This window comes from Serratia sp. GW822-FHT06E05 (genome assembly GCF_058799445.1).
Map to the genome: position 1 here is coordinate 255408 of NZ_JBXALM010000001.1, position 14639 is coordinate 270046.

General features: G+C 55.5%; 11 protein-coding genes. 6 read left to right on the forward strand and 5 right to left on the reverse strand.

The genetic code is table 11. From position 1 onward, the window contains the following. Positions 1–89 precede the first annotated feature (89 nt). Positions 90–1016 carry a substrate-binding domain-containing protein gene (locus tag AC1RKC_RS01145; protein ID WP_020826966.1) on the forward strand — a complete coding sequence of 309 codons (927 nt, stop codon included), beginning with the start codon at positions 90–92 and terminating at the stop codon, positions 1014–1016. A gap of 115 nt (positions 1017–1131) precedes the next feature. Here the strand turns inward: AC1RKC_RS01145 and AC1RKC_RS01150 are convergent, their stop codons facing one another. From AC1RKC_RS01150 to AC1RKC_RS01165, 4 genes are all read right to left on the reverse strand, one after another. Then, positions 1132–2568 carry a 6-phospho-beta-glucosidase gene (locus AC1RKC_RS01150; RefSeq protein ID WP_493092227.1) on the reverse strand — a complete coding sequence of 479 codons (1437 nt, stop codon included), beginning with the start codon at positions 2566–2568 and terminating at the stop codon, positions 1132–1134. Between the two features lie 136 nt (positions 2569–2704). After that, positions 2705–3439 (reverse strand): MurR/RpiR family transcriptional regulator, encoded by a 735-nt coding sequence (locus AC1RKC_RS01155; RefSeq protein ID WP_020826964.1) that lies wholly within the window; start codon positions 3437–3439, stop codon positions 2705–2707. A gap of 89 nt (positions 3440–3528) precedes the next feature. Then, complete coding sequence (locus AC1RKC_RS01160; RefSeq protein ID WP_046373497.1) at positions 3529–4836, reverse strand: MFS transporter; 1308 nt, start codon at positions 4834–4836, stop codon at positions 3529–3531. Positions 4837–4927: 91 nt separating this feature from the next. After that, a complete protein-coding gene (locus AC1RKC_RS01165) occupies positions 4928–5878 on the reverse strand; it encodes a 2-hydroxyacid dehydrogenase (RefSeq protein WP_493092226.1) in 951 nt (316 codons plus the stop codon). 725 nt (positions 5879–6603) lie between these two features. Here AC1RKC_RS01165 and AC1RKC_RS01170 point away from each other — a divergent pair. The 3 genes from AC1RKC_RS01170 to AC1RKC_RS01180 are packed head-to-tail and all read left to right on the forward strand — an operon-like array spanning position 6604 to position 10648. Beyond that, a complete protein-coding gene (locus AC1RKC_RS01170; RefSeq protein ID WP_128865252.1) occupies positions 6604–7074 on the forward strand; it encodes a (2Fe-2S)-binding protein in 471 nt (156 codons plus the stop codon). Next, the gene (locus AC1RKC_RS01175; RefSeq protein WP_493092225.1) at positions 7071–9353 is read left to right on the forward strand and encodes a xanthine dehydrogenase family protein molybdopterin-binding subunit; all 2283 of its coding nucleotides are present in this window, start codon (positions 7071–7073) and stop codon (positions 9351–9353) included. Before AC1RKC_RS01170 ends, AC1RKC_RS01175 begins: the two co-directional genes overlap by 4 nt. Next, on the forward strand, positions 9350–10648 hold the full coding sequence (locus AC1RKC_RS01180) for a cytochrome c (RefSeq protein WP_128865254.1): 1299 nt from the start codon (positions 9350–9352) through the stop codon (positions 10646–10648). Before AC1RKC_RS01175 ends, AC1RKC_RS01180 begins: the two co-directional genes overlap by 4 nt. A gap of 260 nt (positions 10649–10908) precedes the next feature. Here AC1RKC_RS01180 and AC1RKC_RS01185 read toward each other — a convergent pair whose 3' ends face one another. Beyond that, on the reverse strand, positions 10909–11820 hold the full coding sequence (locus tag AC1RKC_RS01185) for a DMT family transporter (RefSeq protein WP_128865255.1): 912 nt from the start codon (positions 11818–11820) through the stop codon (positions 10909–10911). A 124-nt stretch (positions 11821–11944) separates the two neighbouring features. On the opposite strand from AC1RKC_RS01185, the gene AC1RKC_RS01190 reads away from it, so the two are divergent. Both AC1RKC_RS01190 and AC1RKC_RS01195 read left to right on the forward strand, forming a co-directional pair. Further along, positions 11945–12514: a helix-turn-helix domain-containing protein gene (locus AC1RKC_RS01190; RefSeq protein ID WP_128865256.1), complete on the forward strand. Its 570-nt coding sequence runs from the start codon at positions 11945–11947 to the stop codon at positions 12512–12514. A 132-nt stretch (positions 12515–12646) separates the two neighbouring features. Beyond that, positions 12647–14590: a DUF3857 domain-containing protein gene (locus AC1RKC_RS01195; protein ID WP_493092224.1), complete on the forward strand. Its 1944-nt coding sequence runs from the start codon at positions 12647–12649 to the stop codon at positions 14588–14590. The last annotated feature ends 49 nt before the right edge of the window (positions 14591–14639 follow it).

A 14639-nucleotide genomic window follows, 5' to 3' on the forward strand; every position in this document is an offset into this window, starting at 1 on the left:
CCGTACAGGCCAACGCAATGTCATAGCAGTAAATAATTAACCCTTCGTACTGAAATTACACGCTATTCACCATTAATGGGAAAACGATTATGAAGAAAATTATCTTACTCTGTCTTTCATTGCTATCGCTCAGCCCTTCGGTATTTGCTGTGCAGGTTGGCGTCAGCATTGCCCAAATGGATGATGTTTTTCTCTCGAGGTTACGCGGCTACATTATCGAAAGAGCAAAAACACACCCGGATCTAAAATTGCAGTTTGAAGATGCCCAGGGGGCGGTAGATAAGCAACTGAGTCAGGTGCAGAGTTTCATCAATGGGAAAGTGGACGTGATTATTGTTAATCCGGTCGATACCCAGGGCACCAAAAATATTACCGAGGCCGCCAGAAAGGCCAAAATACCGCTGATTTATCTTAATCGTATGCCCTCGGATTCCACCATGGGCAATGGCATCAGCTATATCGGCAGCGACGAGATTGAAGCCGGCAGGTTGCAGATGCAATACCTGGCTGAGCTGGTCAAGGATCGTAAAAGCGTCAATGTCGCCATTATGAAAGGGTTATTGAGTAACGATGCCACTCGTTTTAGAACCCAAGGGGCGAAAGAGATTATTGCCAAGAATCCCAACATGCACGTCATTCTGGAGGACACGGCCAAATGGATGCGTGAAGATGGCATGAATCTGATGAACAACTGGATATTGTCAGGCGACAAAATCGATATTCTTTCCTCTAATGCTGATGAAATGGCGATTGGCGCAGCTATGGCGATTAAAAGTAATGGCAAGAGCGTCGGTAAAGATATTCTTATTGGTGGAACCGATGGCGGACCAAATGGCCTGCAGGCGATAAAAAAGGGCATGCTGACGGTCACGGTGTTCCAGGATGCTAAATCACAGGCCTACGGTGCGGTCGATATGGCGGAGCAAGCGGCAAAGGGGGAAGCTATCAAAGATGTGAACTTTATTCCTTTCCAACTGGTTACCCCGCAGAACTATGAGAAGTTTATGACCCCCTAGCCGTACAGGCTACGCCGCTGTTATGCGGTGACGGTAATGTTTTACCGATACCGCATGAGGTTATAGCGTGGGCATGAAAAAGGGCGGTAAAACCGCCCTGATGAAAATACCGGAATTAAAGCTGTTCGCCGTTGCTGGCGATCACGGTGCGGTACCAGTCGAAACTCTTTTTGCGCGAGCGCTCGAGGGTGCCGGTGCCATCATCGTGTTTGTCGACGTAGATAAAGCCGTAACGCTTGCCGTATTCACCGGTGGTGAAGGACACGCAGTCAATGCAGCCCCACGGGGTGTAACCAATCAGGTCCACGCCGTCTTCGATGACCGCTTTTTTCATCTGTTCGATGTGCGCGCGCAGATAGTCGATACGGTAATCATCGTTGATCTGGCCGTCAGCCTCTACCTTGTCGAATGCACCGAAGCCGTTCTCAACGATAAACAGCGGTTTCTGGTAACGCTCGTACAGCACGTTCAGCGAATAACGCAGCCCGACCGGGTCAATTTGCCAGCCCCAGTCGGAGGCTTTGACATGCGGGTTCGGGACGTTACCGGGGAAACTGAACATTTCGTTGTCGCTGCTCACCGCATCGGCCTGCAGGGCGTTGCTCATGTAGTAGCTGAAACCGATGTAGTCCGCGCAACCTTCGCGCAGGGTTTGTTCGTCCTGCGGTTGCATCTCAATCTGGAAGCCTTTGCGCTCCCAGTCACGCAGCAGGTACGACGGATAGTAGCCGCGCACTTGTACGTCGGTGTACAGGTAGCGCGAGTGCATGGCTTCGACGCTGTACATGACGTCGTCCGGTTTGCAGGAGTACGGGTAGAAGGGGACGCAGGCCAGCATGCAGCCAATTTGGAATTCCGGGTTAATCTGGTGACCGAGTTTCACTACCAGGGCGCTGGCAACAAACTGATGGTGCAAGACCTGATACAGCGTCTGCTCCGGTTTCTCTTCCTGGGTATACACCACGCCGGAGCAGCAGTAGCCAAACAGCGGATACTGGTAGTTGCTCTGGTTGTTGATCTCATTAAAGGTCATCCAGTATTTCACTTTGTGCTGATAACGGCGCAGCACCACTTCGCTGAAGCGTACGAAGAAATCGACCACCTTTCGGTTCTTCCAGCCGCCATATTCCTTCACCAGGTGATAAGGCATTTCAAAGTGGGACAGGGTGATCACCGGCTGGATATTGTATTTCAGCAGTTCATCAAACAAATCGTCGTAAAACTGCAGACCGGCTTCGTTTGGCTCCAGCTCATCGCCATTCGGGAAGATACGCGTCCAGGCGATAGAGGTGCGGAAGCATTTAAAGCCCATTTCGGCGAATAGCGCCACGTCCTGCTTGTAACGGCCGTAAAAGTCCACCGCTTGGTGATTAGGGTAACGATAGCCTTCCTGCACGCCGTCGGTCATAACGCGATCCACACCGTGAGAGCCGCCCGAAAGAACGTCGGCAATGCTTGGGCCTTTGCCGCCCTGATCCCAACCGCCCTCAACCTGGTGCGCCGCCACGGCGCCGCCCCACAGAAAATCTTTCGGTAACTGTTGTTGTTTCATCGTAGGTTTCTCATCGGATTATTATCAGAAAGCACTGAACTGCCGGAATGAGAATATAGTAGCAAGCTGGAATTGAATGTCACGATATAACAAATCACCACTCAGGTGACGTGTCACATTAAAAAAACAGGCTGTTTTATTTTGCGTAATTAATATGCCCCAGCCGCTTGCCGATGGTTTCGATAATGTAAATAACCGGGATCTGGGTGGTGATATTGTGTTGCCCGGCGATCAACTGCGGGGGAACGTGGTAAGAGAGGTTAAAGTCCGCCATGCGTGCCAGCGAGGAGGTTTCGTTGTTGGTGATGCTGATGATTTTGCAGTGGTGCAGGCTGAACTGGCTGGCGAGGCGCAAAATTTCTTCGGTCTCTCCAGACACCGAAAGTATTATTGCGACCGCGCTTTTATACATGTCGCTATTGATGGGATAATAAGGGTCGTCGATATGGGTGCTGAATTTTCCAACGTTGGAAAAGAAACGCGCGCCGTATTTCCCCAATGCTCCGGAAGTGCTGACGCCGACGAAAATAATGCGCTCAGCAGCGGCAATATGCTGCACCGCCTGATCTAACAGTTGATTAAATTCGTCGTTGTTAATGCTTTTAAAGAAGCTGATGATTTCACTGGTGCCAAAATCCATCGGCGGTGCTTCGGTCTGCTCAAGATACAGCTTGAAACGGATGCGAAATTCGGAGTAACCGTCGCAGCCCATTTTCTTGCAAAAGCGCAGTACGGTAGTGGTGGATACCCCGGCGGCCTCGGCCAGTTCGCGGATGGTCATATACATCACCGGGTTCTTGTTTTTGGTGATGTAGTTATAAACCAACAATTCCAGCGCATTGAGTTCGGCGATTGCTTTATGGGTAAACATAGACCTAATCCAGCGAGTAACAACAGACCTTAATCAGCGGGCTAACATAGCAAATTTTGCCGTAGCCCGCTCGTGGTTTTCGTTGTTATTCAGGCCCGTTTGGCGTTGTCCAGCAGTTTGTCGTGCGTCGGTTCACTGCCGGTCAGGTCACATTCCTTCGGCAAACGCCAGGCGATGATGCCAGCGATGATCAGTGAGACTGCCAGACCGCATACCGCTACGTTCTGGCCATAGAGGTAGATCATCACGCCCACCAGGTAAGGCCCGCAGAAACCGCCCAAATTGCCCAAACCGTTAATCACACCGCGTGCGCCGCCGGCGACCTCTGCCGAGGCGATACGCCCAGGCATGGACCAGAACGGGCTGGTAGCGGCTTTGAGGAAGAAGCCGCACACCACCAACGCAATGTAGGCCGCCACCACGTTATGACGCAGCACCACCGAAGCCAGTAGCGCCGCAGCAAAGCAGAACAATGAAACCATCACCCACAGGCGGCGTTTGCCGGTTTTATCGGTGAGCACTGAAATCAGGTAGATCCCCAACAGCGTGGCGACGAACGGCAAGATTGCCAGGAAGCCGACCGAGGCCATGTTACCGCCGGTCAGATTTTTTAAAATGGTGGGCAGCCACAGGGTGTAGCCATAGTCGCCGGTTTGATAGAAAAAGTTCAGCAGCACCAGCTTCATCAAGCCCTTGTTACGGAAGACATCTCTCAGTGGTGCTTTGCTGACCGGTTGCAGTTTGCTGCGTTCTTGCCGTTCGCGCGTTAGTTCGGTTATCAGATAGTCACGCTCACGGGCCGGCAGCCAGCGCGCTTCCTGTGGGCGGTCGCTGATCAGCAGCCACCACACGGCCAATACCACCAGCGACAACAGGCCTTCGATGATAAACAACCAACGCCAGTCGAATGCGTTAATGATGGCGCCAGAGATCGGGGCGGTGAGCATGCCACCCAATGGGGCGAACATCATGACAAAGGCGTTGGCGCGGCCCAGTTCTTTTTCCGGGAACCAGTTGCTGATCATGGTTAACACTACCGGTAACATACCGCCTTCAGAGATGCCCAATACGAAGCGTAATACCAGCAGTTGATAGTGGTTAGTGACAAAGCCGGTCGCAACTGACACCACCGCCCAGGCACACAGGGACCAGGCAATAAAGCGCTTGCCGCTGCCGTTGACCGCGATGCGTCCGCCGGGAACCTGCAAAAACAGATAACCGATAAAAAAGATGCCACTGGCCAGCCCGGCCATCTGGCTGGTAATGCCCAGGTCGCTCTCCATACCGCCGGGCAGCGCAAAACTGATATTAACCCGGTCCATAAAGGAAATGATGCAGGCGATCAGGATCGGGGCAATAACCCGCAGCCAGCGGGTGTTGGGTATTTTATTATCCATGGCGATCTCTCTTTACAGGGCGCAGGGAGAACCTCTCAATGAAGAGGTTCTGTGATTCGGCGGTAATAAAATCGAAAAGAAAACGCGTCAGTTACTCGATGGCGTGGGGCAGCGGCGCCCGGTTGAAGAAAGCTTCAACGTTGGTAAACACGATATCGCTCATCTTTTGCCGGGTTTCCTGGGTGGCGCTGGCGATATGCGGTTGCAGCACCACGTTTTCCATGGCGATCAGTTCTGCAGGAACCTCGGGTTCGTGGGCATAAACGTCGAACCCGGCACCGGCGATGGCGCCACTTTGCAGGGCGGTAATCAGGTCGGGTTCATTAACGATGCTGCCGCGAGCAATGTTAATCACCAGGGCATGGGAAGGCAGGGCGTCGAATACCGCCTTGTCCACCAGGCCAGCGCTGTCTTTACCGCCGGAAATAGCAATGATAAAGAAGTCGCTTTCCCGCGCTAAAGCCAGCAGATCTGGGAAATAGCGATAGGGCAGCGAACTGTCCTGCGTGCGGCTGGCGTATTGGATACGCATATTGAAACCGGCGGCGCGTTGGGCGATGGCGCGGCCGATATTGCCCATGCCGAAAATGCCCAGCCGTTTGCCGCTGACCTGCACCGACAGGCCCGGCGCCTCTTTCAGCCAGCGACCTTCACGCACAAAACGATCGTTGTGGCACAGCTGACGAGCGGTAGCCAGCAACAATCCCAGAGCCATATCCGCCACGTCTTCCGTCAAGGCGCCGGAGGTGATGGTGACGGCAATGCCGTGTTTACGGGTGTAATTCAGATCAATCGCGTCAGTGCCTACGCCGAACACCGCAATCAGCCCGAGGTTGGGTAATTGTTCAAGCACTGGCGTCTCGACCCCAATATCCCCCCGAGTGACGACCGCACGGAAGGCCGCACCTTTTTCGGCCAGAAAAGCGGCCGCATCCTCTTGTTCATATAACCGATGTACCACAAAGGCTGCCTCAAGGCGGGCCAGCAGGTTATCCATTACTGGGGCAATCAACAGCACTTCATTGGATGTAGAGGTCGTCATGGTTTCACCTGTCAATAAATAGCGTTACTTCGTATTGCTATAAAAGCGGTTTTCGGCAGGCGGTTTTGCGACAGATATCACGCTGAAGAGTGTTAAAAAACTGTGTTACCCGTAATGTGATCGACGGAAGGAAAAGGGTTGCTGTCACCGGGGAAGAGCAGCAAAAACTGCCGTATTGCGAGCGAAAATCAGGCTGAGTGCGCAGATCCTGGTCATTTAACGGATGGGTAACATGGGTGCGTAACAAGCGGGGGGAGGCAACAAAAAGAAAAGCCGCACCTGGGTGCGGCCGAGCGTTCACGACGAACAAAACAAGGACAAAAATTCCGGTAGACAGGCCCTGAAGCAAACCTCAGAGACAGATCATGATGATAAGCAAAATATTTTCGGGTGTGAAATGCCGAATATGGCTTAGTTAGTCGAATTAATAGATAAATAATCAGCCACTTACTTCCTCTCAGTTTCATGCGCTGCACGGGTTTCCACGTTGGTCGCCAGCAGACCGTACGCGGTAGATCCCTCCGTCAACGACGGGTGCGCAATCACTACGTCCTGCTCTAATGCCACTCGAAATTGATGATAAATACCCACTTTTCGTTAAAGCAATTGGCACTACATACCCTTAACATTAGAAAGTCTTTTAATGATTATAATTAGCATGCTGCGAATTATTCACCGCAGTGATATTACGGAGAAATCCGTTTGGTTAAGGATATGTATTCACCATGGAAATAAAAATAAACGGCCGGATGGTCGCGCTGGGCGCCATTTCACCCGAAACGCCGCTACTCTACGTGTTACGCAACGATCTGGGCCTGAATGGCCCCAAATATGGCTGTGGCCTCGGGGAGTGCGGTGCTTGCACGGTACTGATCGACGGCGTTGCCGCCCGTTCCTGCTCGCTGCCGCTGAGCGGTGCCCTCAACAAATCCGTTACCACGCTGGAAGGCCTGAGCGAGGCGGGGCTGCACCCGGTTCAACAAGGCTTTATCGATGAGCAGGCCGCGCAGTGCGGTTATTGCACCAACGGTATGATCATGACGCTGGTTGCTCTGTTTGAGCGAAACCCGCAGGCAGATGAACAAGAAATAAAAAATGAGCTGGCTTATAACCTGTGCCGCTGCGGCACCCATATTGAGATCCTGCGTGCTGCCGCCAAAGCCCGTCAGCTGTTGGCGGAAAGGGGGCAAGCATGAGCCGCCTGGAAATAACGCGCCGCCGCCTGTTGCAGGCCGGTGGCCTGGTAATGGTCAGCAGCCTGTTGCCTGTGTCGCTTAATGCCCTGGCAACGACGCCAGTGGTAGGCGGCGATCTGCCGCTCGATCGCGTGGACAGCTTTATCGGCCTGACCGCCGATGGCCGTGTCACCGCCTTTAACGGCCATGTGGATCTCGGCACCGGTATTCGCACCGCATTGGCACAGATTGTTGCCGATGAAATCAGCGTACCTTTCGAGCACGTTACGGTGATTTTGGGTGACACCCAGCGCACGCCGGATCAGGGGCCGACCATCGCCAGCGCCACGATTCAGGTGACCGCTATACCGCTGCGCCAGGCAGCCGCACAGGTGCGGCAATTGCTGCTGGCGCTGGCCGCAAAGGCCTTTGCGTTACCGCTGGAACGCCTGCAGGCTGAAAATGGCCGGGTATTTGCGAGGGATAAACCCAACGTCAGTCTGAGCTATGGTGAACTGGCCCGCGGGCAAAATTTACAGGTGGCCCTGGATAAAACCATCAGGCTGAAGAGCGTGGCGGAGAGCCGTTACGTGGGTAAGGCGGTGCCGCGGGTGGATATCCCGGCCAAGGTGACCGGCCAACTGACCTATGTGCATGACCTCCGCCTGCCGGGCATGCTGCATGGCAGAGTGGTGCGCCCGCCTTATATCGGCGCCGACAGCAGCGCCCCGTTGGGCAGCGGCCTGCTGTCGGTTGACCATGACTCCATTGCCCATTTGCCTGGCATCGTAAAACTGGTGGTGATTAACGATTTCATCGGTATCGTCGCCGAACGCGAAGAGCAGGCGATTGCCGCCATGCGGCAACTGAAAACCGTCTGGCGTCCCTGGTCCGGTTTACCCGATCTTTCGCTTACAGGATTGCATAAGGCCCTGGTGGAAAACCCCAAAACCGATCGCGTGCTGCGTGATGATGCCGGGGTCGATGCCGCTTTGGCCTCGTTGCATACCGAGGTCAGTGCTGATTACGTCTGGCCTTACCATCAACACGCGTCGATCGGCCCGTCCTGTGCGGTGGCCGACGTCGGTCGCGATCGCGCAGAAATCTGGTCTGGCACGCAAAATCCTCACGATTTGCGTAAGGACATCGCTCATTTGCTCGATTGGCGGCCAGAGCAGGTCCATATCAATCGCATGGAAGCCTCCGGCTGCTACGGTCGCAACTGTGCCGATGACGTCTCCGCTGACGCTGCGCTGTTATCGCAGGCCACCGGCAAGCCGGTCAGGGTGCAGTTGATGCGTGAACAAGAGGCGGGTTGGGAGCCCAAGGGCACCGGGCAACTGATGCGAGTCCGCGGCGGGTTGGATGAGCACAATCAGGTGGCGGCTTACGAACTGAAAACCAGCTACCCTTCAAACAATGCTGTGACGTTGTCACTGGTACTGGCCGGTAAAGTGCCCAATCGGGCAGACGTGCAGCAGATGGGGGACAGAACCGCCATTCCCCAATATGAATATCCCAATATGCGGGTAGTGTGCCAGGACGCGGCGCCGATTGTGCGGGCTTCGTGGATGCGTGGGGTCTCGGCGTTACCCAATGTGTTCGCCCACGAATCCTGGATTGATGAACTGGCGTGGCGAGCCGGGCAGGATCCGATCGCGTTCCGCCTGCAATATCTGAAAGATCCGCGTGCCGTGGCGCTGATTCAAGCGTTGAAAAAGCAGGCCAATTGGCAGGATGGCCCGGCCTACCGCAGCCCGGTGTCCGGCGATCCTGAATGGGTGACGGGACGCGGCTTTGCCTATGCGCGTTATTTCCACAGTAAATTCCCTGGGTTTGGTGCCGCCTGGGCGGCCTGGGTGTGCGATCTCAGCGTTAATCGCCACAGCGGTCAGATCAAGCTGGATAAAATCTTCGTTGCCCATGACTGCGGCCGCATCATCAACCCGGCAGGGGTTCGTCACCAGGTGCACGGCAATATCATTCAGTCCGCCAGCCGGGTGCTGAAAGAGTTCGTCACCTTTGACTCTGCGTCCGTGACGTCGCTGGATTGGGGCGGTTACCCGATCCTGCGGTTTGACGAGTTACCGCAGGTTGATATCCAACTGCTGGACTATCCGGATGAACCCTCTATGGGGGCAGGAGAATCCGCCTCGGTGCCGAGCGCAGCGGCGATCGCCAATGCGTTGTTCGACGCGCTGGGCGTGCGTCTGCGAGAGGTGCCTTTTACCCCTGAGCGAGTGGTAAAGGCGTTAAAACAGCAGGCTTCCGGCAGCGCAGAAAGGGATAAGTCACTATGAGCAGCATAAAGAAAATCGCCGGCTGGGGCAGTCTGACGGTCGTTGCCACCGTGGTCATTGGGGCGATAGCCAGCTGGCAATCAGAAATAGCGCCGCTGGAGGAAAAGGATCATCACGTTTTTAGTCAGCAACAGATCGCCCAAGGGAAAGTGCTGGCCGATCTCGGCGACTGCGCGGTGTGCCATACCCGGCCCGGCGGCGAGCGCAATACCGGCGGATTGGCGATGGAGATTCCGTTCGGTACCATTTACAGCACCAATATCACTCCGGATAACGACACCGGCATTGGGAAATGGTCGTATGCCGCCTTTGAACGAGCGATGCGTCATGGGGTTGATCGCGAAGGGCACTATCTCTACCCGGCCTTTCCCTACACGGCGTTTACCCGCACCAGCGATGAAGATCTGCAGGCCTTGTACGCCTACCTGATGTCGCAACCGGCCGTGAAATATCAGCCGCCGGCCACCGAATTGGGTTTCCCGTTTAACATTCGCCAGGGCATCGTCACCTGGAACTGGCTGTTCCTCAAGCCTGGCGCCATGAAGGCCGATCCGACACAAAGCGCCGAATGGAATCGCGGGGCCTATCTGACTGAAGGCCTTGGCCACTGCAGCGCCTGCCACTCGCCGCGCAACCTGATGTTTGGCGAGAAAGGCGGCGCTGAACACCTGAGCGGCGGCGTGGCGGAAGACTGGACTGCTCCGTCGCTAACCGGCAGCTCTTTGGCACCGCTGGAGTGGACACAAGATGATTTGCTCAGCTTTATGCGCACTGGGTATTCGGCAAATCACGGCGTGGCAGCCGGGCCGATGGCACCGGTGATCGAAGAGGGGCTTTCGCGGTTGCCGGAGCAAGACTTGCAGGCCATAGCCACTTATCTGCGCACTTATCATCCGAGCGAGTCTAAGGTGACGGAAGCCAAACGTTTGAATGAATGGGCCGAGTCGCGGACCGAGCCGTTAACCACGGAAGGCGCACGTATTTTCTCCGGTGCCTGTATGGCATGCCATGCTCAGGAAAAGGGGGCTCAGCTGATCGGCGTTCGACCTTCACTGGCGCTGAACACCAACCTGTATGCCGATAAGCCGGACAATGCCATTCGGGTGGTGCTGGACGGCATTCAACGCCCGGCCAATAGCAACCTGGGCTATATGCCGGCATTTCGCCATAACCTGAACGACAGACAGATCGCCGAATTGCTTAACTATCTGCGGCAAAATTATGCGGGGAAAGCGCCGTGGCCCGAGCTGCAAGCGCAGGTCAGTCACTTGCGCGATCAAACGGCGGAAAAATAGATCCATTAGCTTGAGAACCGGGGCCACCAAGGCCCCGTTATCGTCAATAACGCACAGCTCATTCCAGTAACTGAAACGAATGCTCTGCTTCAGTCGGTCATTCCACACGTAGCGTGCCATCGTTAACTCCTCCCGTGTCTGGTTAAATAAATAACAGCTCTTGCCGGCCAGGGCGAATACGTTAATTCGCTGAGCTTTTGATATTTTTGGGATAGGCGTTTCGCTTATTATTCGGCAACGAACGGTTTTAAAAATCGCGCTCAGGGTTGTTGATCACCGGCCACGCGCACGGGTTTGCTCGCCCGTACCAGCCGCCAGCCAAAGTTCATGCCCGCTGCTGCAAGCAAGATGGCGGCGGCGCCCGACAGCTGCATCAGGCTAAGGCGGTGTCCGAATACCGCCCAGTCGACGATAATCGCCACCAGGGGATAGACGAAAGACAACGCGCCTACCAGGGCAGTGGGGATTTTCTGGATGGCACTGTACAGCAGGGAAGACATCAGCCCGGTGTGCACCAGACCCAGGGTCGCCAGCAGCAACCAGCCGTTAGCCGTCGACGGCAGTTGGGCCCAGCCGGCGAACGGTGCCAGCAGTACGACGCCCAGAGTGAGCTGAATCAGCACGATCAGGTGCGGCGGCACCCCTTTCAAACGCTTGACGATCGCCGCCGCTACCGCATACATAAAGGCAGCGCCCAGCGCCAGCAACACGCCAGTGAAGTAATCGGCACTGGAATCGCCACCATCTTGTTTACCGCTAATGATCAGCAACATGCCGACGAAGGCCAGTAGCAGCCAGCCAAACTTTGTCGCCGTCATTTTTTCGCCGAAAAACAGCACCCCGAGCCCAACCAGCATAAAGGGCTGGACGTGGTAGGTGACGGTCGCCACCGCAATAGAGGCATGGCTGTAAGCGCCGAACAACATTACCCAGTTCAGCACCAGGGCGACGCCGCCCAGCACCGCAATGGCAGCCTGACGTCGGGTTAACATGTCTTTTTTAAGCAGGCCAAGCAGGGCGCAGGCGATCAGCATCGCTAGCGCGCCAAACGCGCAGCGCCAGAAAACCACCGTAGCGGGCGGCTGCCCCAGTAGCATTACCGGCCAGCCCACGGTTCCGGAAATGACCATGGCGAGGGTCATCTGTAATACGCCGCCGGTTCTTATCTTCATTTGCCTTCTCCCTGCTAGTGCGCTTGCCGCCGTTGGCGGTTATCATTAAAATGAACAATTGAACATTATGATGAACGCTTGACGGTTGTTCGTCAAGCCGAACAAACGAACGATATGGTGAACAATGAGCGACTTTGTCAGCAATAACGCTACGCCCATCGGCCTGCTTTCGGCCGCCATTCGCCGTGAACGCGAACGATTGGGCCTCTCGGTTACCGAATTGGCTCGCCGAGCCGGCATTGCAAAATCGACGCTTTCGCAGCTGGAAACCGGCAGCGGCAACCCCAGCCTGGAAACCTTGTGGGCGTTGGCGATGGCGTTGGATGTGCCGGTCAGCCGGTTGATTTCTCAGCCACGCCAACACGTACAGGTGATCCGTGCCCATGAAGGGGTGACCACGGTTTCCGAACAGGCCAACTACGCCGTCACCCTGTTGGCGACCTGCCCGCCAGGGGCACAGCGCGATATTTACCGTCTACAGGTTCAACCGGGCGAAGCCCGCATTTCGCGGCCGCATATGCCGGGTACCATTGAGCATGTGATTATCAGCAGTGGCAGGGCGTTAGTCGGGCCGACGGACCAGCCGGTAGAATTGAACGCAGGGGATTACATCAGTTATTCCGCCGACCGCGAGCATATTTTTGACGCTTTGGAGAACGATACTACGGCTGTCATGTTGATAGAGCAGGGTTAGGTCGGGCACACCCGGCCGAATCGGTATTTTATTGAAAACGATTCTCAGTTGTATTAGTGTGCCGCTCTTGCGCCAGTGGTCCGCACTTTATCAATGTCACTGTTATCGTTTAAAAAACTTCAAGGAACGAAGATGAAAATTGTCATCCCTTCTCTCGTGTTGGCCGCTGGACTGGCGGCGACGCACCCGGCAACGCTGTTGGCCGTGGAAGCGCCGTCGGTCGCCACCAAGGATGCCGCCGTTAGCAATGATTTCAGCTTTGTGCGTTACCGCGCGGATTATCAAGTCCATGCCAATGCCAGCAACACCAAGACCGAGAGCTATGAGGTGCTGCTCAAAACCAAGGCGGCAGTCGAGAAGTTCAGCCAAATCCGCCTGAGCTACAGCGAAAAAATGGAAACGCTGAAGGTGGTTTCGGCCTATACGCTGACGGCCGATGGACAGCGCCATGATGTCGCGCCCGATCGCATTTATACCCAGGAAAGCTACTCCAGCGCCTCTGCGCCACTGTATGCCGATCGCAAGGTAAAGGTGATCGTCTTCTCCAACCTGGCACCCGGTTCTCGCGTGATGTATCAGGTGTTGCGCACGCAAAATACCCCGTACTTCCCAGACTACTTCGGCCTGTGGGAAACCTTCAGCGTCTTCGACCAGTTTGATGACGCCGAGGTCAATTTGCAGGCGCCGGCCAATGTGCCGATGCATGTCTTTACCCGAGGAGTAGAGGGCGCAGATAAGCCGCAGATCCGTGACGGTCAGGCCCACTGGCGCTGGCATTACCGGCGCAGTGAACCGCTGAAAGCGCAAAACTGGTCGGCGAACAGCTGGACATTCAGCCCAACCATCATGGCCAGTACCTACCGCGAATGGCCACAGCTGGCCAAAGCCTATCAACAGAAAGCCAATCAGGCGGCCAAGGTGACCCCGGCGATCCAGGCGTTGGCGGATAAAATTACCGACGGCATCAGCGACCGTCGTGAGCAGACGGCGGCGATTTATCGCTGGGTGGCGCAGAATATTCGTTATGTGGCGGTCTATTTGGGCAACGGCGGGCTGGAGCCGAATTCGGCGCAGAGCATCCTGGATAATCACTATGGCGATTGCAAGGATCATGTGGTGATGCTCGAGGCGTTGCTGGCCGCCAAGGGCATCGTCAGTTCACCGGTGCTGATCGGCATGGACCAAGGGCCGATATTGCCGAAGGTGCCGCTGCTGGGGCGCTTTAACCACGCGATTACCTACGTGCCGGAGTTCAATCTGTATCTGGATTCTACCAGCCCCTGGGCGCGATTTGGCCAACTGCCGGGGGCTGACCTTGGGGCTCCGGTCCTGCTGACGCGCGAAGCCAAACTGGCGCGTACCCCTGACAATGACGAACAGCGCAACAATACGTCGCTCAGCGTGGACTTCTACTTCGATAAAGCGGGCAATATGCGAGGCCAAACTGAACGCAAGCTGGGTGAGGTGGATGAGATCGACCTGAGAGGTTATTTCTCGCAAATCAATCAGCAGAACCGGACGCGAGTCGAAGAGAACATCATGGCGTCCTCAGGCATTGATGGCCGTGGGGTTATCGCGATGCACGGCGATGCGTTCGATCTCAAAAAGCCGTTTGCCTACAGTTATAAATTCAAAGCCGAGGATTATGTCGATTTCAGCGTGGTGGGCGGTATGGCCGTACCGACGCCGCCCGGCGGCAAGTCTTTCCGTACGCTTTACTCGACGACGTCCGCCCCGACTAACGAAACGCCGTTCTTCTGCACCGCGCAGCAGTACGACGAGACCTATCGCCTGCACCTGCCCGCCAACGTGCCGATTATCGCCATCCCCAAGAACCAGCAGTTCAGCAATGCGGCCGGAAAATACCAGGTTGAATGGCAGCTCGAAGGGCAACAGGTGGTGGTCAATCATCGGCTACAGCTGAATGCCGTTCGCGGTAAGGACGCGCTCTGTCAGGCACAGGATTATCCTGCCTTCCGCGCATTGTTCCAGCAGGTTCGGCGCGGCTTCCGTGGCCAGGTAGTGTATGGCGAGCTGGCGAACGCCGGGGTTAATTCTGCTGCAGTCGCCAAATAGAAACAAAAACACCGGGCGTACCTCTAACGGATCCGCCCGGTGTTTTATC

Excerpts from the sequence above, each read along its gene's own strand:
- AC1RKC_RS01145 (WP_020826966.1), top strand. The coding sequence starts at position 90 with ATGAAGAAAATTATCTTACTCTGTCTTTCATTGCTATCGCTCAGCCCT.
- AC1RKC_RS01150 (WP_493092227.1), bottom strand. The coding sequence starts at position 2,568 with ATGAAACAACAACAGTTACCGAAAGATTTTCTGTGGGGCGGCGCCGTG.
- AC1RKC_RS01155 (WP_020826964.1), bottom strand. The coding sequence starts at position 3,439 with ATGTTTACCCATAAAGCAATCGCCGAACTCAATGCGCTGGAATTGTTG.
- AC1RKC_RS01160 (WP_046373497.1), bottom strand. The coding sequence starts at position 4,836 with ATGGATAATAAAATACCCAACACCCGCTGGCTGCGGGTTATTGCCCCG.
- AC1RKC_RS01165 (WP_493092226.1), bottom strand. The coding sequence starts at position 5,878 with ATGACGACCTCTACATCCAATGAAGTGCTGTTGATTGCCCCAGTAATG.
- AC1RKC_RS01170 (WP_128865252.1), top strand. The coding sequence starts at position 6,604 with ATGGAAATAAAAATAAACGGCCGGATGGTCGCGCTGGGCGCCATTTCA.
- AC1RKC_RS01175 (WP_493092225.1), top strand. The coding sequence starts at position 7,071 with ATGAGCCGCCTGGAAATAACGCGCCGCCGCCTGTTGCAGGCCGGTGGC.
- AC1RKC_RS01180 (WP_128865254.1), top strand. The coding sequence starts at position 9,350 with ATGAGCAGCATAAAGAAAATCGCCGGCTGGGGCAGTCTGACGGTCGTT.
- AC1RKC_RS01185 (WP_128865255.1), bottom strand. The coding sequence starts at position 11,820 with ATGAAGATAAGAACCGGCGGCGTATTACAGATGACCCTCGCCATGGTC.
- AC1RKC_RS01190 (WP_128865256.1), top strand. The coding sequence starts at position 11,945 with ATGAGCGACTTTGTCAGCAATAACGCTACGCCCATCGGCCTGCTTTCG.
- AC1RKC_RS01195 (WP_493092224.1), top strand. The coding sequence starts at position 12,647 with ATGAAAATTGTCATCCCTTCTCTCGTGTTGGCCGCTGGACTGGCGGCG.